This is a genomic window from Scandinavium lactucae (assembly GCF_033843265.1).
Taxonomy (GTDB): Bacteria; Pseudomonadota; Gammaproteobacteria; order Enterobacterales; family Enterobacteriaceae; genus Scandinavium; species Scandinavium lactucae.
Genome location: NZ_JAWXRD010000040.1, coordinates 342,490 through 360,605, shown reverse-complemented (window position 1 = coordinate 360,605; position 18,116 = coordinate 342,490). Strand labels below are relative to the sequence as shown.

Here is an 18,116-nt window from a genome sequence, read left to right as displayed (position 1 = left end):
AGGGCATTTCACCCTAACGGCCCGCCGACAATCGTTTCACGCATCCCGGCCAAAATACGATCCCCGGTTTCATGGTACAAATCGGCATACCAGGCTTTGGTTTCCTGCATATCTTTCCCGTGAGTCACGTCGCAGCGTTTGCGCGCTTTCAGCACCAGATCCTTCACCCGCCAGGCGCGTTTTTCCTGATAGCGTAGCAGGGCGTCTTCAATCCCTAGCGAATGGGTTTGCAGGGTCATCGCCAGCACCACCGCATCTTCCATTGCCGCACAGCCGCCCTGACCAATGTCCGGAGTGGTGCTGTGTCCGGCGTCGCCGAGCAGCGCCACGCGGCCTCGCACCAGGGTTTCCAGCGGTTCGATATCGTGAATTTCAATCCGGTTGGTGGTCTGCGGATCTATCTGCGCAATCAGCTTCTGCACCGGATCGGCCCAGCCGCTGAAATAGCGCTGCAAATCGCTGCGGGCGGTGGTGCGGTCTTCGTTCAACCCTTTCGGCAGCGGCACGTCGAAGAAGAAATAGAAGCGATTCCCGGCGACAGGCATCAGCGACACGCGTTTGCCTTCGCCCACCCAGGTGGTCCATTGATTGGCCGGGGCTAAGTCTTCGTCGATGGTTACCAGCCCGTTCCAGTTGACGTAACCCGCATACCGGCGCTCGGTCTGGTAGCCTATCACCCATGAACGAATGGCGGAGTGCGTGCCGTCAGCGGCGACCAGCAGGTCAGCTTCGGCGGTGTGTCCGTCTTCAAAGGTTGCCCGCACGCCGTCGGCGAAGGACTCCACGCTGACCACGCGTTTGCCAAACTGTACCGCTTCATGGCCGTAGGCAGTCAGAAGCATCTCCTGTAATCCGGCGCGGGCCACCGGCCACGGACGTTCGCCGACGCTTTGCACCAGCGGGTCGAGACTGAAACGGGTCATGGTCTGGTTATGGCGGAAATCGCGATAGGACATATACTCCATAGGCCCCCCTAATTTTCGCAGTGGCTCCTTCATTCCCAGCCAGTTCAGGCACTTAACGCCGTTTGGCCAGATTGAAATGGCAGCCCCAACCGGTTTAATCTGTTTCACAGCCTCATAAACGTCGGTTTCAATGCCGCACTGCCTGAGGGCGATGGCCGCAGAGAGGCCACCAATGCCACCACCAATCACGATTGCTTTCATCTTGTTGTCTCTCCTTTGGGTTACAAAGGGATAAAGCAAGAGGCGTGCCAGCCGGCAAGGCCGCACAGTTCGCGGGTTGCAAGGTATTGGTGCATTGTTTTAGTGCAAATGAGCGCCACAAGGAGCCATTATGATCCCCGAACAGCCGCTACAGGATGAGATGATTCAGGTCACGCCTGAGCTAACGCTGCATGCCGCCGATGAGCGTTTTGTTTCAGAGTTGCACCAATTGGTTCTTAAAAACCGCCACTGGTTGCAGCACTCGTTGAACTGGCCGCAATTTGTCGGCAGTGAGGAGGACTCCCGGCAAAATATGATCAGCAATCGGCTGCTGCACCAGCGTGGTTACGCCAAAATGTTCCTGATCGTGCAGCGCGAAACGCTGGTGGGCGTGCTCTCTTTCAATTCTATCGAGCCGCTGAACAAGGCGGGGTATATCGGTTATTGGCTGGATGAAGCGCATCAGGGGCAGGGAATTATCAGCCGCTGCCTGGCGGCGTTTATGTATTACTACGCCCAACAGGGCGAAGTGCGGCGCTTTGTGATCAAGTGCCGGGTGGAGAATGAACGCAGCAACCAGGTGGCGCTGCGTAACGGCTTCACACTGGAAGGGTGTCTGAAGCAGGCGGAGTTCCTCAACGGTCACTATCATGACCAGAATATTTACGCCCGCATCATGGATGAAGTGTCAGATTGAGCCGAGCAGCGGCGTGCGAGTGACACGCTCATCGCCGTTGATCACTTTCGGGCCACGAATGTGGATGCTGTCGTCGCCGTAGGCCTCGATCACCGCATTGCCGCAGATTTCAACCCGCTGCTCAATCACCACGTCACCACTGATCCGCGCGTGACCCTCGACCAGAATTTTATCATCCAGCAGAATGGGCCCGCCGCGCAGCCAGGCGTGCCCCCCGACCAGCACGTGATGTTTCAGCACGCAGTTGCCTTCTACCACCGCGTTCTCCGCCACCTGCGAGCTGTAGCGCAGCGTAGGGATGGCGTCTTCACCCTGACCGGCGACCACCCTGGCGTTGCCGTACACTTTCGCGCAGTCACAGATCCAGACGTTATTTTCTTCGTTGCCCTGAATGAGCGCCGCATCAAACACTTCTGCCCGGTGTTCAATAAACGCCTGATCGACAATCGCGTCGCCGTAGATTTGCACCTGGTGAACGACGCGTGAGCGGCTGACGGTGGCCCGGTCATAGATTTGCAGATGCTGCGTGCTGTCGCGGGTCAGGCCGATGGCAGCGATGATGTCGCACTCATTCAGGATCCGCGCGTCGCCAAACAGATGGCATTCCCCGCGGACCCGCGAACACTGAACCGTGACGTTGTCACTTATTCTTGCCCGATCGGTTACCGTGGCGTTATCGAGCCAGGCGTTGTTTTCAATCAACGCGCCATGCGAGAGCGTGCAGGCCTGCGTCACGCGGGCGTTGCCGGTCACGCGTGCGTCGGCAAATACCACGCTGTTGTGATCGTAAATCCAGCAATCGCCTTGCTGGCTGAGGGCGCTTTCAGCCTCAATCCAGCCGCCTGCGCTGCCCGCCGACACATCGGCAAAATCGCGCAGGGCGATGATTTGCCACAGGGTGACGCTTTTTTTCTCGCCATCTTGCTGATAGCTGTACGCACGTGAGGTGTCGCTGAGACGGTACTTGTTCATCACTCTTCTCGTTACGGGGGCTTAACATAAACGTAGCAAAGAATCTCCATGACGCGACCCTTAAGATTCCTTTAAAATACACCTTTAAAATGATACCGATATCAAACCAGGAGCCACGATGAACCGCTGCGATGAAAATTACTTCACCGAGAAATACGGTCTGACACGTACCCATTCCGAAGTGTTGCATGCGGCGAGCAAAATCGCGCCGGGCAAAACCCTGGATTTAGGCTGCGGCAACGGGCGTAACAGCCTGTATCTGGCGGCGAACGGTTTTGAGGTCAGCGCATGGGATAAAAACCCGATCTCCATCGCCCGGCTGGAAAGCATCCGTCAGGAAGAAGGGCTGGACAATCTGCAGGCGAAGGAAGTTGATCTCAACGGTCTGAGCTTTGAGGGTGAGTACGATTTTATTCTGTCGACGGTGGTGATGATGTTCCTTGAGGCCAACACCATTCCGGGACTTATCGCCAATATGCAGCGTTGCACGCGCCCTGGCGGCTGGAACCTGATTGTGGCGGCGATGGATACCGACGATTATCCGTGTACCGTCGGTTTCCCGTTTGCCTTCAAACGCGGCGAGCTGGAAGGGTATTACGCAGGTTGGGAGTTTGATCGCTACAACGAAGACGTCGGCGAATTACACCGCACCGACGCCAACGGCAATCGCATCAAACTGCGCTTTGCCACCCTTCTTGCGCGTAAACCCGCTTAACGCGCCGCCAGCAGGCAGAGCTGAAGGGCGACGTTATACGAGGCCTCGAACGATTTCAGCGGCAGAAATTCATACTTCGAGTGGAAGTTGTGCGCGCCGGTAAAGAAGTTCGGGGTCAGCAGCCCTTTGGCTGACAACGCCGCACCGTCGGTGCCGCCGCGCATCGGCGTCGGTTTCGGCGTAATGCCCAAACTTTCCATCGCCTCAAACATCAGGTCGATTGCCCGACGGTCTTCACCGATAGCGTTGCTGATGTTGCTGTAGGTATCGCTAATCTGATACGTCACCTTTGCCCTGGGATACTGCGCGGCAATCTTTCCGGCGACGTCGCCAATCTGCTGTTTGCGACGCTCGAAACTGGCCAGGTCGAAATCACGAATGCTGGCGTTCAGAACCGCATAACTTTGCCCCGCGTCGATGCCGTTAAACCAGACGTAGCCCTCGCGGCCTTCGGTATGCTCTGGCGTTTCTGATCGGTCGAAGTGGCTGATAAAATCTGTTGCCATCAGCAGCGGGTTAACCAGCACGCCTTTGGCCGACATCGGGTGCGCGGTCACGCCGGTGAAGCGAATTTCCGCCGCCGCGGCGTTGAAGTTCTCATACACGATTTCGCCGAGCTCGCAGCAGTCGATGGTCCAGGCAAAATCGACGTTGAAGCGTCGTTCCAGATCCAGGCCGACTGGGCTGCCATCGGCGTGAAAACCAACATTACCACCTATGAGTGGGGCGAATACCTGAAGCGAGTGAAAGACGGTGAGCATCAGGCGGCACTGATGGGATGGACCACGGCGACCGGCGATCCGGATAACTTCTTCGGTCCGCTGTTTACCTGCCAGTCGGCGGACGGCGGTTCGAATTCGGCGAAATGGTGCTATGCGCCGTTTGATAAGCTGATTGCCGAAGCGAAATCGATAACCGATCAGCAGAAACGGAGCGAACTTTACAAACAGGCACAGCAGATGATGCACGAGCAAATGCCTGCGGTGATGATTGCCCATTCCACGATTTTTGAACCGGTGCGCAAAGACGTCAGCGGCTATGAAATCGACCCCTTTGGTAAGCATTTGTTCTATCCGGTTGACATTAAATAAGCCTTCCAGCACCTGCCATTTTCGGTAGGTGCTAATTTAATTCCGAATCTGTTAGCAACCGCTTTTTTTACCACAACAAGATTAAGGTCGCTTTGTTATAAAGAGCCCGCAATTGCACTTTTACAGGGACTCTTTTATGCGTAGCAAAACTTTATTTAAAGTGGCCGCACTTGCGGGCATGATCGCGTTAACGGGATGTGCTTCAAAAATCGCCTCGCCGGAAAAGTATTCCGGTTTTCTGAAAAAATATTCCGACCTTAAGGAAACCACGTCTGCGTCCGGCAAGCCTGAGCTGCGCTGGATCGATCCGAATTATAATCCGGCAGATTACGACAATATCGTTTATAACCCGATTGTGTATTACCCGGTGCCCAAGCCGACGACCCAGTTTGGCGAGCAGGCGATGTCTGAAATCCTGAACTACACCAATGAGCAAATGAAAAAAGCGATTTCTGAGAGGAGACCGCTGACGACGATTGCAGGCCCGCGCAGCCTGATATTCCGGGGTGCCATTACCGGGGTTGATCGCAGTGAGGAAGGATTGCAGTTCTATGAAGTTGTTCCCGTGGCTTTAGTGGTAGCGGGAACTCAGATGGCGACCGGTCACCGTACCATGGACACCAGCCTGTATTTTGAAGGCGAACTTATCGATCCGAAAACCAATAAGCCGGTTATTAAGGTCGTGCGTAAAGGTGAAGGGGAAGACCTGGCAAACGAGAATACCCCAGTGACCGCGGAGACGCTGAAAGCGGTGATTGATGACATGGCGATTGATGCTGTGAAATTCGATCCAACGCAGAAGTAACTCTGAAGCCATTTTGACAACCGGCGGCGCAAACCGCCGGTTTTTTTATGCCGCGCTTTTACGCAACATACTCCGTTTCAGCCAGGTTTCCGGTCTCGCAAACATTACCAGGTTACCGACTAAAATTAACGCCAGGCCAAACACCGCGTTGGCGTGCCAGACGTAACCTTCGTAAAAGGTGGAGATGCTTAGCGCCACTAACGGGAACAGCAGGGTGCTGTAGGCCGCATTGGACGGGCCTATCCGCCTGACCAGCGTGAAATACGCCCCGAAGGCAATCACCGATCCGAACAGCGCCAGATACAGCAGCGCACCCATATAGCTGACGGTAAACTCCGGCATAAAGTTATCGCCCCGCAATAGCGCAATCGCCCCCATCACTATCGTGCCGTACAACATCGCCCAGCTATTGGTGGTCAGGGTTTCCAGACCACGCCGCTGATGACGAATACTCAGCATATTGCCCAACGAGAAACCGTAGGTGCCCAGCGCACTGAGACCGATGCCCATCAGCAGTTCGCTGCTCATGCCGCTGGCCTGTAGATCGTCCCAGAACAGCGTCACGATACCGATTAAACCGAGCAGGGCGGCGAGGTAAAACCGTCCCGGTGGCTGTTGACGGTAAAACAGGAAACTGTTGATCGCGTTAAACAACACCGCCATTGAGAAAATCACCGACTCCAATCCGGTGTTGATCCACTTCGCGGCGGTATAGAAACACCAGAAGTTGAAGCAGAACACGCAGCAGCCCTGAATAATGCAGAACAGGTGATCGCGTAGCTGCAACTTACGCAGGCGACCGAGCAGTTTCAGCCCCACCATCAGGGTGACGCTGGCCACCGCGAAGCGCCAGAAAATCGACACCGGCGCGGCGACGGGTCCCTGTTGCAGGAAAATGGCAATCCAGGTGGTGCCCCAGATAACCACCACCAAAAAATAGAGTAATACGTTCATGGTTATTATTCCGATTCAGCCTGTGATGCCGGAAGTGTGCCAGACGGCGAGGGCCATCGCTTGCAGCAGGCTGCGGGGGAGTTGCATATTCTTGCGCATTTTTTCAATGCAGACGGAGTAAAGCTGGCAAGGGTGGGCAACAATTCATAGACTAGCGGTCTGATTGATAGCTACAGCGAATATGATGCCCGAGAATTACGCGACTTTTGAAACCCTGCGCCAAAAAAATGCCGTTCTGCGTGACACGGTGGCGTTGAACTCCGGCATTCAGCTGGCGGCCTGGTTTAATCAAAACGACAACGTAACGGTGCAAAGCGACCACCACACCCTCAGCTTGTACGTGGCTGACGGCTATGAGAGCTACCACAAAACGCCGCACGGCTGGAAAAACGGCGGCGGGCCAGACCGCTTCTGCCTGATGCCCAAAGAGAGCGAATCGAGTTGGGATATCCGCGATAACCTGTCGTTTGTGCATCTCTACTGCACTGATGAACACCTGCGCGCCACCGGTGAGAAAATTTGGGATCGTAGCCCGGCCTCGTTCCGTCTGGACGAAAAAACTTTCGCTAACGACGATAAAATCACCGCCCTGTATCGCCATTTTTTACTCGACTGTGACTGGCAGCAGCAGGCGAATCATCTGGCATTAAGCTCCGCCACCACACTGCTGCTGACCCATCTCATTCAGCATTACACCAATGTGCAGTGGCAGTTGCCGAAAGTCACTGGTGGTCTGGCACCGTTCGCGCTGCGCAATGTGCTGGCGTTCATCGAGGCCAGTCTGGCGCAACCGCTGACCCTGGCAGATCTGGCGCAGGAAGCCGCGCTGAGCGAATATCACTTCGCCCGCATGTTCAGCCTGTCGATGAAAATGGCCCCGCATCAGTACGTGATGCAGCGCCGGATGACCCGGGCGCAGGAGCTGGTACGCAACACCTCGCTACCGCTGACCGAGATCGCGCTGGCCTGCGGGTTTAGCTCTGCCAGCCATTTCAGCAACCGCTTTAAAAGTGTGCTGGGCATGACCCCGTCACAGCTTCGCGCGTCGGGCCAGTGACAGCACGCAGTAGCACATTCCGCCCGCCACCAGTCCCCAAAATGCTGAACCTATGCCTGCCAGCGTCAACCCGCTGGCGGTGAGCAAAAAGGTGACAATCGCCGCGTCACGCTCGTTTTCTTTGGTCAGGGCCTGCACCAAACTGCCGCTAAGGGTGCCGAGCAGTGCCAGCCCGGCCAGCATCTGGATCCACGCGACCGGCAGGGCTTCCATCAACGCAGTAATTGATCCGCCGAAAATACCCGCCAGCAGATAAAAGCCTCCGGCGGCCACGGCGGCTTTCCACCGTTGTTCCGCAGCCGGGTGCGCCTCCGGGCTCTGGCAAATCGCCGCGGAGATCGCCGCAATACAAATTGAGAACACGCCGAACGGCGAAAACGCCAGCGCAATGCCGCCGGTGATCACCATCAGCCACGACACGGGCGCGGAGTAGCCGGAAGCATTCAGGGCCGCAATACCGGGCGCGTTTTGCGAGGCCATCGTTACGAGGAAAAAGGGTACCCCGATGCTAAGCAACAGCGAAAAATTAAATTCTGGTGCAATGTAACGCGGCAGGGTAAACGTCATATGCAGTGATTCGCTGTGGATTTCCGCGGCAAAGACCGCCCATAGGCTGCCCGCGACTAGCGCCGCAACGATGGCATAGCGCGGGGCGATGGCTTTAAACAGTAGCCACGCCGCTAACATTGAACCGCAGAGCAGAAAATTATTTTGCAGGCTGCTGAACGCCTGTAAACCAAACCGTAGCAGGATCCCGGCCAGCATCGCCGCCGCCAGTGAATGTGGGATAATCTTCATCAGTCGGGCAAACAGCCCGGTCAGGCCGCACAGCACAATCAGCCCGTTGGCAAAAATGAAAATCCCCACCGCCTGATTGAGCGTCACGTCGTGCAACCCCGTTACCAGCAGCGCCGCGCCGGGGGTCGACCACGCCGTGAGCAGCGGTACTTTGCGCCATAGGGTCAAAATTAACGTGCTCACGCCCATCGCCAGACCGAGGGCCGTCATCCAGCCCGCAATGGTTTGAGCATCCGCTCCCGCCGCCGCGGCGGCCTGCCAAATAATTGCCGCTGAACTGGCGTATCCCACCAGTACGGCCACAAATCCGGCCAGTAGGGTCGAGAAAGGGAAGGCGCGCATAAAATCCTCTTGTGCGTTATAACGTCCGGTGAAATGTAGCATTGGGCGTTATAGCGCACAAGTGATAAACTGCCGAAAAAAGGAGCAACCATGAATATTGCACAACATCTGGCGACGACCCTGAAATCTCTGCGTCAGCAGCGGGAATGGAGTCTGTCGAAACTGGCGGAAGAAACGGGCGTTTCAAAAGCAATGCTCGGGCAAATCGAGCGCAACGAATCCAGCCCGACGGTAGCGACGCTGTGGAAAATCGCCACCGGTCTCAACGTGCCGTTTTCGCTGTTTATCACCCCGGCGGAAAGCGAAGACACGGCGTTCGACCCGCAGCAGCAAGCGATGGTGGTGACGCCGATTTTCCCGTGGGACCCGGTTTTGCACTACGATCATTTCGCCATCGCGCTTGCGCCGGGTGCGATCAGCGAGTCCACGCCGCACGAGGCAGGCGTGATTGAACATGTGGTGGCGATTAACGGCACGCTTGAGATGTGTATTGACGGGCAGTGGCAGCAGGTCGGAGAAGGGCAAGGGCTTAAATTCGCAGGCGATAAGCCGCACGCCTACCGCAACAGCGGCGAGCACACGGTGCTGTTTCACTCATTGATTCATTACCCGCACGCGCAAAAAGAAAAAGCCGCAGGGTAAGCTGCGGCAAACACGACGACTCAATGACAATTCATAACGCGACGAGGAAAAATCCGGAATACACAGCCACTGTAAATCGTTGCCGCTTCGTCCGGAAATATCAAATTCATCAATGCTTTGCCGGAATGCGGAAAATGCCCGCATCGGCGGGGTGGAAAATGATTTCGCCGCGCTGCAGTTCTGACTACAATAGCCGCCATTTTGATATAACGGATAACAACGATGCGCCTGCAAAACCATCATCTTGAACTTCTCAGCCCGGCCCGCGACGTCAGCATTGCCCGTGAAGCGATCCTTCATGGCGCGGATGCGGTCTACATCGGCGGCCCAGGCTTTGGTGCCCGTCACAATGCCAGCAATAGCCTGAGCGACATCGCCGACCTGGTGCCGTTCGCCCATCGCTATGGCGCAAAGATATTTGTGACGCTGAACACCATTCTTCATGATGATGAGCTGGAACCGGCGCAAAAACTGATTACCGACTTGTACCAGGCCGGTGTTGATGCGCTGATTGTGCAGGACATGGGCGTCATGCAGCTCGATATCCCGCCGATTGAACTGCACGCCAGCACCCAGTGCGATATCCGCAGCGTCGAAAAAGCCAAATTCCTTTCCGACGTTGGCTTCAGCCAAATCGTGCTGGCGCGTGAGCTGGACTTACAGCAGATCAACGCCATTCACCAAGCCACCGACGCGACCATCGAATTCTTTATCCACGGTGCGCTGTGCGTGGCCTATTCCGGCCAGTGCAACATTTCTCATGCCCATACCGGACGCAGCGCCAACCGTGGGGACTGCTCCCAGGCGTGCCGTCTGCCGTACACCCTGAAAGACGATCAGGGCCGCGTGGTGGCATACGACAAACATCTGCTGTCGATGAAAGACAACGACCAGACCGCAAACCTGGCGGCGCTGATCGACGCGGGCGTGCGCTCCTTCAAGATTGAAGGACGCTACAAAGACATGAGCTATGTGAAAAATATCACCGCGCACTACCGCCAGATGCTGGACGCGATCATCGAAGACCGGGGCGACCTGGCGCGTGCTTCCGCCGGACGCACCGAGCATTTCTTCATTCCCTCGACCGACAAAACCTTCCATCGCGGCAGCACTGACTATTTCGTGAATGCGCGTAAAGGCGATATTGGCGCATTCGACTCGCCGAAATTCATCGGCCTGCCGGTGGGCGAAGTGCTGAAAGTCAGCAAAGAAAGTCTCGACGTGGAAGTGACCGAACCATTGGCGAACGGCGACGGGCTGAACGTGATGATCAAACGTGAAGTGGTCGGTTTCCGTGCCAATACGGTCGAGAAAATCGGTGAAAATCGCTATCGCGTGTGGCCGAATGAAATGCCTGCTGACCTGTATAAAGCCCGGCCAAATGCCGCACTCAATCGCAACCTCGACCATAACTGGTCGCAGGCGCTGACCAAAACCTCCAGCGAACGCCGTATTGCGGTGGATATCGAAATTGGCGGCTGGCAGGAACAGCTGATCCTGACCATGACCAGCGAAGACGGCGTCAGCGTGACGCATACTCTCGACGGCAATTTTGAAGAAGCGTCGAACGCGGAAAAAGCGCTGAGCAATTTGCAGGACGGCGTGGCGAAACTCGGCCAGACCATTTATTACCCGCGCGAGGTGCAGGTGACTCTGCCTGGCGCACTGTTCGTGCCGAACAGCCTGCTAAACCAGCTGCGCCGTGAAACGGTTGAGATGCTGGATGCCGCGCGTCTGGCGGCCTATCAGCGCGGCAGCCGTAAGCCGGTTTCCACGCCTGCGCCGGTGTACCCGGAAACGCATCTGACGTTTTTAGCCAACGTTTACAACCACAAAGCGCGCGAGTTTTATCATCGCTATGGCGTGCAGCTGATTGACGCAGCGTATGAAGCGCACGAAGAAAAGGGCGATGTGCCGGTGATGATCACTAAACACTGTCTGCGCTTCGCCTTTAACCTGTGTCCGAAACAGGCGAAGGGCAATATCAAAAGCTGGAAAGCCACGCCGATGCAGCTGATAAACGGCGACGAAGTGCTGACCCTGAAATTTGACTGCCGTCCATGTGAAATGCACGTCATCGGCAAAATCAAAAATCACATCCTGAAGATGCCACACCCCGGAAGCGTGGTGGCGTCAGTCAGCCCGGAAGAATTGCTGAAAACGCTGCCGAAGCGTAAAGGCTAATGCCTGATGGCGCTCCGCATATCAGGCCTACAGGTTTTGTAAGGCCGGTAAGCGGAGCGCCAGCGGGCATCACATCTACGATTTAAACCCCGCCGCGCTCATCAGTAGCCGGAAAAATATCCCCACTGCCGCCAGCGCCAGCACGCTGCCGCCCCACAAAATAACCATCCAGAACAGCTGTTTAAATAATGATTGTTGCATCAGTGATACCCCTCGCCAGGCTGAACTTTCCCGCGGAAGACGTAGTAACTCCAAAAGGTATAAACCAGAATAATCGGCACAATCAGCAGGGCACCGACCAGCATAAAGCCCTGGCTTTGCGGGGGTGCAGCGGCCTGCCACAGGCTGATATCCGGCGGGATCAGGTTCGGCCAGATACTGATCCCCAGCCCGCTGAAGCCTAAGAAAATCAGCCCTAAGGTCAGCATAAACGGCCCGGCGTGATTGGCGGGGTTGGCAAGCGAGCGCCACAGCCCAAGCGCCACGACCAGCGTCAGACCCGGGACCGGCAGCAGATACCACAGATTCGGCAGGCTAAACCAGCGGACAGCAATCGCCGGATGTGCCAGCGGGGTCCACAGGCTGATGACTGCCATCACCACCAGCATCGCCAGCACTAATCCACGGGATACGCCCCGCATGGTCTGTTGCAGCGGATTTTCACTCTTCATTACCAGCCACGTTGCGCCAAGCAGAGCATAGGCCACCACCAGGCCCAGGCCGCAGAACAGCGTGAACGGTGTTAGCCAATCGAACGGCCCCCCGGCAAAGGCGCGATTATGTACCGGGAAACCGTTCAGTACCGCCCCAACCACCACGCCCTGACAGAAGGTCGCGAGAATCGATCCGCCGAGAAAAGCCCGATCCCAAAACGGGCGGTGCGACGGCGTGGCCTTAAAGCGAAACTCGAACGCCACGCCGCGAAAAATAAGACCGATCAGCATTAAGGTCAGCGGAATGGTCAGCGCGTCGATGATAACGGCGTACGCCAGCGGAAATGCACCAAACAACCCTGCGCCGCCGAGCACCAGCCAGGTCTCGTTCCCGTCCCATACCGGGGCGACGGTATTGACCATCACGTCACGCTCTTCCGCATCGCGCACGAACGGGAACAGGATGCCGATGCCTAAATCAAAGCCGTCCATCACGATGTACATCAGGGTGGCAAAGACAATAATTACAAACCAGATAACCGATAAGTCGATGCCCATTAGCGTGACTCCTCATGTTGATAACCGTCGATTGCTGCCGACAGCGGACGGGCAGGTGTACCGTGTGGATCAGGGATGTAATCCTGCGGACCTTTGCGGATCAGGCGGATCATGTAGCTGTAGCCCACGCCGAACACCGAGGTATAGACGATTAAGAACGCCAGCAGGCTGATGCTCATGTGCAAATCGCCGTGCGCCGAGACCGCGTCTTTGGTGCGTTGTAGGCCATACACCACCCACGGCTGGCGGCCAACCTCGGTGGTTATCCAGCCCGCCAGAATCGCAATCAGCCCGGAGGGCCCCATCCACAGCGCAAAGCGCAGGAACGGACGGGAGGTATACAGCCGTTGTCCTTTGCGCAGCCACAGCGAGAACACGCCGAGCAGCAACATCAGCCCGCCCAGCCCGGCCATCACGCGGAACGACCAGAAGACGAGGGTTGAATTTGGCCGATCCTCTTTGGCAAATTCTTTCAGGGCGGGCACCTGTTTATCGAGGCTGTGGGTCAGGATAAGGCTACCGAGTGCCGGGATCTCCAGCCCGTAGCGGGTGCGTTCCTGCTCCATATCCGGCCAACCGAAAATCAGCAGCGGGGTCGGTTCGCCCGGCGTGTTTTCCCAATGACCTTCGATGGCGGCAATTTTGGCAGGCTGATGTTGAAGCGTATTCAGGCCGTGCATATCGCCAATCAGTGCTTGCACCGGCGCGACGATCAGCGTCATCCATAGGGCCATGGAAAACATCGCCCGAATCGCAGGGGTATTGTTACCGCGCAGCAGATGCCAGGCGGCGGACGCGCCGACGAACAGGGCGCTGCTGAGGAACGCCGCCACCGACATATGCAGCAAGCGGTAGGGGAACGACGGGTTAAACACCACCGCGAACCAGTCCACCGGCACCACCTGGCCGTTAACGATTTCATACCCCTGTGGAGTTTGCATCCAGCTGTTGGAGGCGAGGATCCAAAAAGTAGAAATAATCGTCCCCAGCGCCACCATACAGGTGGAGAAAAAGTGCAGGCCGGGGCCGACTTTATTCCAGCCAAACAGCATCACCCCGAGGAAACCCGCCTCGAGGAAAAAGGCGGTCAGCACTTCGTAGGTCAGCAGCGGGCCGGTAATACTGCCCGCAAACTGTGAGAAGCCGCTCCAGTTGGTGCCGAACTGATAGGCCATCACTAGCCCGGAGACCACGCCCATGCCAAAGTTAACGGCGAAAATTTTCGACCAGAACGCCCACAGCGAACGCCAGACCGGGTTTTTGGTTTTCAGCCACAGGCCTTCGAGCACCGCCAGGTAGCTGGCAAGCCCGATGGTAATAGCCGGAAAAATAATGTGAAAAGAGACCGTGAAGGCGAACTGAATGCGCGCCAAATGGAATGCGTCTAAACCGAACATGGACAACCTCGACATAAAACGGTGTTCGCAGTCATGGTATTGATTGTGACAATGGAGTAGCAGCCACAGTCGGTGTTTATTTACCTATAACAGTTACATTAATCATGCTACTTTTTACATCTGTCATAAAACCGGCGAAACCCACGATGAAAAAATACCAGCGCCTGGCGCAGCAAATTACTGAACAGATTGGCCTTGGCGTGTGGCAGCCCGGCGACCGACTGCCGTCGCTGCGCGAGCAGGTTACTATCAGCGGGATGAGTTTTATGACCGTTGGCCACGCGTATCAGTTGCTGGAAAGCCAGGGGCGGATCATCGCCAGGCCGCAGTCGGGCTATTACGTTGCGCCGCGCCCGGTGAAACAGATTAAAACCGCGCCGCCCGCGCAGGTAATGCGCGATGAAGCGGTGGATATCAATACCTATATTTTCGGGGTGTTGCAGGCCAGCCGCGATGCGGCGGTTCTGCCGTTCGCCTCGGCGTTTCCCGATCCGCGCCTGTTTCCACTCCAGCAGCTGAACCGTTCGCTGGCGCAGGTGAGCAAAACCGCCACCGCCATGAGCGTGATTGAAAATCTGCCGCCGGGGAATGCCGAGCTCCGCCACGCCATCGCCCGCCGCTATGCGTTACAGGGCATGAACATTTCGCCCGATGAAATCGTGATTACCGCCGGGGCGCTTGAAGCGCTGAACCTGAGTTTGCAGGCGGTGACCGAACCGGGCGACTGGGTGATCGTCGAGAATCCCTGTTTCTATGGTGCCTTACAGGCGCTGGAACGCCTGAAGCTGAAAGCGCTGTCGGTGGCCTCGGATGTGAAAGAGGGGATCGATCTGCTGGCGCTGGAACAGGCGTTGAAAGAGTATCCGGTAAAAGCCTGCTGGCTGATGACCAACAGCCAAAACCCGCTCGGTTTTACCCTTTCACCGGAGAAAAAGGCTCAGCTGGTGGCGCTGCTGAGTGCGCATAACGTGGTGCTGATTGAGGACGATGTTTACAGCGAACTGTGGTTTGGTCGCGAGAAGCCGCTGCCCGCTAAAGCCTGGGATCGTGATGATATGACCCTGCACTGCAGTTCGTTTTCCAAATGCCTGGTGCCGGGCTTTCGCATCGGTTGGGTGGCGGCGGGTAAGCACGCCCAGCGTATTCAGCATTTGCAGTTAATGAGCACGTTGTCGACCAGCTCGCCGATGCAGATGGCGCTGGTCGATTATCTCGGCACCAAACGTTATGACGCGCACCTGCGGCGTCTACGTCGCCAGCTGGCAGAGCGGAAACATTTGGCCTGGCAGGCGCTGCTTCGCCATTTACCCGCCGAGGTGAAAATCCATCATAACGACAGCGGCTACTTCTTGTGGCTGGAGCTACCCGCCGGGATCGACGCCGGTGAGCTTGGCGCACGGGCGCTGGCGCATAAAATCAGTATCGCGCCGGGCAAGATGTTCTCAACCACCGACAGCTGGGCATCGTTCTTCCGTTTTAACACCGCCTGGGGGTGGAGTGAGCGCGAAGAGCAGGGGGTAAAAGTGCTGGGCCAGTTGATAAAAGAAATGTTGACCGAATAAACGTTCTTATTTACTGAATATCTTTTTCCCAAAACGGAAATAACCCGACGATAGTTTAATAACCCTTTGTTGGGTTATTTCGTTTACCCGCATCATAGGAAATATGCATACCTGAGAACGTCACTTAACTTCCTGTCTATACTGCCTTTAATTGAGATATATCGTTTCATTTTCAGCGTAATGCGCCCTTTGTCACAACCTGGTGAAATTTCCCCCTGCGCGCGTATTCCGCCGTCTACGGTTATTAAGGAACATATTTTTACGGCGCGGCTGCCGGTAGCGATAAATAACTGCACAAGTAGGGAGCAGGGTATGCAACACAACTTATTGATAAACGGTGAACTGGTCGCAGGCCACGGCGAAAAACAGTCGGTCTATAATCCTGCCACCGGAGAAGTGATTATAGAAATCGCCGAAGCCAGCGCAGAGCAGGTTGATGCTGCCGTTCTTGCCGCCGATCGCGCGTTTGTCCAATGGGGCCAAACCACGCCGAAAGCGCGGGCTGAATGCCTGTTGAAACTGGCGGAGGTGATTGAGCAAAATGCCGAAACGTTAGCGAAGCTGGAATCGCTGAACTGCGGTAAACCGCTGCATTGTGTCATCAACGACGAACTGCCTGCGGTGGTCGACGTTTTCCGCTTCTTTGCGGGGGCCGCACGCTGCCTGAATGGCCTGGCGGCGGGTGAATATCTGGAAGGGCACACCTCGATGATCCGCCGTGATCCGGTCGGGGTAGTGGCGTCGATTGCGCCGTGGAACTATCCGTTGATGATGGCGGCGTGGAAGCTTGCCCCGGCGCTGGCGGCGGGTAACTGCGTAGTGATCAAACCCTCTGAAATTACTCCGTTGACGGCGTTAAAACTGGCCGAACTGGCGAAAGATATTTTCCCTGCCGGGGTGATTAATGTGCTGTTTGGCCGGGGCAAAACCGTCGGCGACCCCCTGACCGGACATGAAAAAGTGCGCATGGTATCACTCACCGGGTCGATTGCCACCGGGGAGCACATTATCTCCCACACCGCGCCGTCGATTAAACGCACCCATATGGAACTGGGGGGTAAAGCGCCGGTCATCGTATTTGATGATGCGGATCTGGAGGCGGTGGTGGAAGGGGTACGAACCTTCGGCTTCTACAACGCCGGGCAGGACTGTACCGCGGCGTGTCGGCTGTACGTGCAGAGAGGCGTATATGACGCGCTGGTTGAAAAACTCGGCGCGGCGGTGTCGACGCTGAAAATGGGCTGTCCGAACGATGAATCCACCGAGCTGGGGCCGCTGAGCTCGCAGGCGCATCTGGAGAGGGTCAGCCAGGCGGTGGAAAAAGCCCGCCGTCTCAGCCATATCAAGGTAGTGACCGGCGGCGAAAAAGTACCGGGCAGCGGCTATCACTTTCAACCGACGGTGCTGGCCGGGGCCAAGCAGGAAGACGATATCGTCCAGCGCGAAGTGTTCGGCCCGGTGGTTAGCGTCACGCTGTTTGATGACGAAGAGCAGGTCCTCGGCTGGGCCAACGATTCGCAGTACGGCCTGGCCTCATCGGTGTGGACCCAGGACGTAGGTCGAGCCCATCGCATGAGTGCGCGTTTGCAATACGGCTGCACCTGGGTCAACACTCACTTTATGCTGGTCAGCGAAATGCCACACGGTGGGCAAAAATTGTCGGGCTACGGCAAGGATATGTCGGTCTACGGCCTCGAAGATTACACCGTGGTGCGGCATGTAATGATTAAACACTAAGGAGTGGTTAAGCGGCTGGGATATATATCTCTTGTATTCCAGCCACTTTCTTGTGGGGCATCTGCGGGGCATTGAAGTCAAAATTGTTGTTTTTTAGCAGGGCTATCTGGAGCGGACCGTCGAAAGCTGTTTTAACCAGAAGCTTCAGTTAACGCAGTGCAAACCCAACCCGCTTAACTGCGGGTTTTATCTTTAACCATAATAATCATGCTGTTAATATGTTTTCGATTTCAAGCAAAGGAAACATAAGTGAAAAAGGTAATTGCTTTAGCGCTTGGCGCATTAATGCTGTCTGGTTGTACTGTCCGCGTTGCGGATATGACCGTGGGTAGTACCAAAAACTATAACCTGAATGCTGCCAAGTTCGAAAAAGGACAGCGTGTAACTGGCGAAGATAAAGCGCCGATAGTGATTTTCCCACTTGGCATTCCGAGTGTGAAAACTGCAATGGATCGCGCTATAGAGAAAGATAAGTGTGCGGTTGGTCTGAGTGATGTAGTCGTTTATCAGCTAAACCATGCATTCCTGTTCGGCACCTTCGGCTACCGTGTCGAGGGTACGCAAATCATCGACAAGTCTCAGGCTGGTTGCGAGACACGCTAATCGAAATAGAACGATGGCAGGCCACCTTCCGGTGGCTTTTTTTGTGCCTGTAACGTGATCCTCACCAGCTACAGACTCCATTGAGTCACGCATATCACTGGACGATGTGCCGGTGAGGTCATGGGGCATGGGTGGGGCAAAAAATTAGCACGAAACAACTCAAAACCTTCTTAGATGATGATT

The 18,116-nt window shown here is 56.0% G+C and carries 17 protein-coding genes and 2 pseudogenes; 10 read left to right on the top strand and 9 right to left on the bottom strand.

Annotated features, from left to right (window positions below):
• Positions 1-8: 8 nt before the first annotated feature.
• Positions 9-1,166 (bottom strand): FAD-dependent urate hydroxylase HpxO, encoded by a 1,158-nt coding sequence (gene hpxO, locus SIK69_RS19370; protein WP_319786836.1) that lies wholly within the window; start codon positions 1,164-1,166, stop codon positions 9-11.
• A gap of 130 nt (positions 1,167-1,296) precedes the next feature.
• Here hpxO and rimL point away from each other — a divergent pair, with 130 nt between their 5' ends.
• Entirely contained in the window at positions 1,297-1,863 is a 567-nt protein-coding gene (gene rimL / locus SIK69_RS19365) for a 50S ribosomal protein L7/L12-serine acetyltransferase (protein WP_319786835.1), read from the top strand.
• Here rimL and ydcK read toward each other — a convergent pair.
• Positions 1,855-2,835, bottom strand: a complete 981-nt coding sequence (gene ydcK, locus SIK69_RS19360; RefSeq protein WP_319786834.1) for a YdcK family protein — start codon at positions 2,833-2,835, stop codon at positions 1,855-1,857. The genes rimL and ydcK overlap by 9 nt on opposite strands.
• Before the next feature lie 118 nt (positions 2,836-2,953).
• On the opposite strand from ydcK, the gene tehB reads away from it, so the two are divergent.
• On the top strand, positions 2,954-3,550 hold the full coding sequence (gene tehB, locus SIK69_RS19355) for a tellurite resistance methyltransferase TehB (protein WP_319630232.1): 597 nt from the start codon (positions 2,954-2,956) through the stop codon (positions 3,548-3,550).
• On the opposite strand, the pseudogene SIK69_RS19350 reads toward tehB, so the two are convergent.
• Positions 3,547-4,224, bottom strand: a pseudogene (locus SIK69_RS19350) (peptidase T); the annotation flags it as partial. The gene tehB and the pseudogene SIK69_RS19350 overlap by 4 nt on opposite strands.
• Here SIK69_RS19350 and SIK69_RS19345 point away from each other — a divergent pair.
• Together SIK69_RS19345 and SIK69_RS19340 are read left to right on the top strand one after the other, a co-directional pair.
• A pseudogene (locus SIK69_RS19345) lies at positions 4,219-4,641 on the top strand (ABC transporter substrate-binding protein); the annotation flags it as partial. The pseudogenes SIK69_RS19350 and SIK69_RS19345 sit on opposite strands and share 6 nt — an antisense overlap.
• Positions 4,642-4,777: 136 nt before the next feature.
• Positions 4,778-5,446 carry a DUF3313 domain-containing protein gene (locus SIK69_RS19340; protein ID WP_319630233.1) on the top strand — a complete coding sequence of 223 codons (669 nt, stop codon included), beginning with the start codon at positions 4,778-4,780 and terminating at the stop codon, positions 5,444-5,446.
• 45 nt (positions 5,447-5,491) lie between these two features.
• Here SIK69_RS19340 and SIK69_RS19335 read toward each other — a convergent pair whose 3' ends face one another.
• Positions 5,492-6,400: a DMT family transporter gene (locus tag SIK69_RS19335; RefSeq protein ID WP_319786833.1), complete on the bottom strand. Its 909-nt coding sequence runs from the start codon at positions 6,398-6,400 to the stop codon at positions 5,492-5,494.
• Positions 6,401-6,584: 184 nt separating this feature from the next.
• Here SIK69_RS19335 and SIK69_RS19330 point away from each other — a divergent pair, with 184 nt between their 5' ends.
• Positions 6,585-7,457, top strand: a complete 873-nt coding sequence (locus tag SIK69_RS19330) for a helix-turn-helix domain-containing protein (protein WP_319786832.1) — start codon at positions 6,585-6,587, stop codon at positions 7,455-7,457.
• Here the strand turns inward: SIK69_RS19330 and SIK69_RS19325 are convergent.
• Positions 7,431-8,597 (bottom strand): benzoate/H(+) symporter BenE family transporter, encoded by a 1,167-nt coding sequence (locus SIK69_RS19325; RefSeq protein ID WP_319786831.1) that lies wholly within the window; start codon positions 8,595-8,597, stop codon positions 7,431-7,433. The genes SIK69_RS19330 and SIK69_RS19325 overlap by 27 nt on opposite strands.
• A 90-nt stretch (positions 8,598-8,687) precedes the next feature.
• Between SIK69_RS19325 and SIK69_RS19320 the strand changes: the two genes are divergently transcribed.
• Positions 8,688-9,239, top strand: a complete 552-nt coding sequence (locus SIK69_RS19320) for a helix-turn-helix domain-containing protein (RefSeq protein ID WP_319786830.1) — start codon at positions 8,688-8,690, stop codon at positions 9,237-9,239.
• Here the strand turns inward: SIK69_RS19320 and SIK69_RS19315 are convergent.
• Positions 9,192-9,482 (bottom strand): hypothetical protein, encoded by a 291-nt coding sequence (locus tag SIK69_RS19315; protein WP_319786829.1) that lies wholly within the window; start codon positions 9,480-9,482, stop codon positions 9,192-9,194. The two genes, SIK69_RS19320 and SIK69_RS19315, sit on opposite strands and share 48 nt — an antisense overlap.
• Here SIK69_RS19315 and SIK69_RS19310 point away from each other — a divergent pair.
• Entirely contained in the window at positions 9,462-11,423 is a 1,962-nt protein-coding gene (locus tag SIK69_RS19310) for a peptidase U32 family protein (RefSeq protein ID WP_319630239.1), read from the top strand. The two genes, SIK69_RS19315 and SIK69_RS19310, sit on opposite strands and share 21 nt — an antisense overlap.
• Positions 11,424-11,498: 75 nt before the next feature.
• Here SIK69_RS19310 and SIK69_RS19305 read toward each other — a convergent pair whose 3' ends face one another.
• Genes SIK69_RS19305 through SIK69_RS19295 form a run of 3 tightly spaced genes read right to left on the bottom strand, consistent with a single transcriptional unit; the run spans position 11,499 to position 14,031 of the window.
• On the bottom strand, positions 11,499-11,624 hold the full coding sequence (locus SIK69_RS19305) for a DUF2474 domain-containing protein (RefSeq protein WP_319786828.1): 126 nt from the start codon (positions 11,622-11,624) through the stop codon (positions 11,499-11,501).
• Entirely contained in the window at positions 11,624-12,634 is a 1,011-nt protein-coding gene (cydB, locus tag SIK69_RS19300; RefSeq protein WP_319786827.1) for a cytochrome d ubiquinol oxidase subunit II, read from the bottom strand. Before cydB ends, SIK69_RS19305 begins: the two co-directional genes overlap by 1 nt.
• Positions 12,634-14,031, bottom strand: a complete 1,398-nt coding sequence (locus SIK69_RS19295; RefSeq protein ID WP_319786826.1) for a cytochrome ubiquinol oxidase subunit I — start codon at positions 14,029-14,031, stop codon at positions 12,634-12,636. Before SIK69_RS19295 ends, cydB begins: the two co-directional genes overlap by 1 nt.
• A gap of 146 nt (positions 14,032-14,177) precedes the next feature.
• On the opposite strand from SIK69_RS19295, the gene SIK69_RS19290 reads away from it, so the two are divergent.
• From SIK69_RS19290 to SIK69_RS19280, 3 genes are all read left to right on the top strand, one after another.
• Positions 14,178-15,593: an aminotransferase-like domain-containing protein gene (locus SIK69_RS19290; protein WP_319630243.1), complete on the top strand. Its 1,416-nt coding sequence runs from the start codon at positions 14,178-14,180 to the stop codon at positions 15,591-15,593.
• Positions 15,594-15,905: 312 nt separating this feature from the next.
• Positions 15,906-17,330 (top strand): aminobutyraldehyde dehydrogenase, encoded by a 1,425-nt coding sequence (patD, locus tag SIK69_RS19285; protein WP_319786825.1) that lies wholly within the window; start codon positions 15,906-15,908, stop codon positions 17,328-17,330.
• Between the two features lie 249 nt (positions 17,331-17,579).
• Positions 17,580-17,933 (top strand): hypothetical protein, encoded by a 354-nt coding sequence (locus tag SIK69_RS19280; RefSeq protein ID WP_319786824.1) that lies wholly within the window; start codon positions 17,580-17,582, stop codon positions 17,931-17,933.
• The last annotated feature ends 183 nt before the right edge of the window (positions 17,934-18,116 follow it).

Bases quoted from the DNA above. Each gene is read 5' to 3' on its own strand.
- hpxO (WP_319786836.1), bottom strand. From the start codon at position 1,166: ATGAAAGCAATCGTGATTGGTGGTGGCATTGGTGGCCTCTCTGCGGCC.
- rimL (WP_319786835.1), top strand. From the start codon at position 1,297: ATGATCCCCGAACAGCCGCTACAGGATGAGATGATTCAGGTCACGCCT.
- ydcK (WP_319786834.1), bottom strand. From the start codon at position 2,835: ATGAACAAGTACCGTCTCAGCGACACCTCACGTGCGTACAGCTATCAG.
- tehB (WP_319630232.1), top strand. From the start codon at position 2,954: ATGAACCGCTGCGATGAAAATTACTTCACCGAGAAATACGGTCTGACA.
- SIK69_RS19340 (WP_319630233.1), top strand. From the start codon at position 4,778: ATGCGTAGCAAAACTTTATTTAAAGTGGCCGCACTTGCGGGCATGATC.
- SIK69_RS19335 (WP_319786833.1), bottom strand. From the start codon at position 6,400: ATGAACGTATTACTCTATTTTTTGGTGGTGGTTATCTGGGGCACCACC.
- SIK69_RS19330 (WP_319786832.1), top strand. From the start codon at position 6,585: ATGCCCGAGAATTACGCGACTTTTGAAACCCTGCGCCAAAAAAATGCC.
- SIK69_RS19325 (WP_319786831.1), bottom strand. From the start codon at position 8,597: ATGCGCGCCTTCCCTTTCTCGACCCTACTGGCCGGATTTGTGGCCGTA.
- SIK69_RS19320 (WP_319786830.1), top strand. From the start codon at position 8,688: ATGAATATTGCACAACATCTGGCGACGACCCTGAAATCTCTGCGTCAG.
- SIK69_RS19310 (WP_319630239.1), top strand. From the start codon at position 9,462: ATGCGCCTGCAAAACCATCATCTTGAACTTCTCAGCCCGGCCCGCGAC.
- SIK69_RS19315 (WP_319786829.1), bottom strand. From the start codon at position 9,482: ATGATGGTTTTGCAGGCGCATCGTTGTTATCCGTTATATCAAAATGGC.
- SIK69_RS19305 (WP_319786828.1), bottom strand. From the start codon at position 11,624: ATGCAACAATCATTATTTAAACAGCTGTTCTGGATGGTTATTTTGTGG.
- cydB (WP_319786827.1), bottom strand. From the start codon at position 12,634: ATGGGCATCGACTTATCGGTTATCTGGTTTGTAATTATTGTCTTTGCC.
- SIK69_RS19295 (WP_319786826.1), bottom strand. From the start codon at position 14,031: ATGTTCGGTTTAGACGCATTCCATTTGGCGCGCATTCAGTTCGCCTTC.
- SIK69_RS19290 (WP_319630243.1), top strand. From the start codon at position 14,178: ATGAAAAAATACCAGCGCCTGGCGCAGCAAATTACTGAACAGATTGGC.
- patD (WP_319786825.1), top strand. From the start codon at position 15,906: ATGCAACACAACTTATTGATAAACGGTGAACTGGTCGCAGGCCACGGC.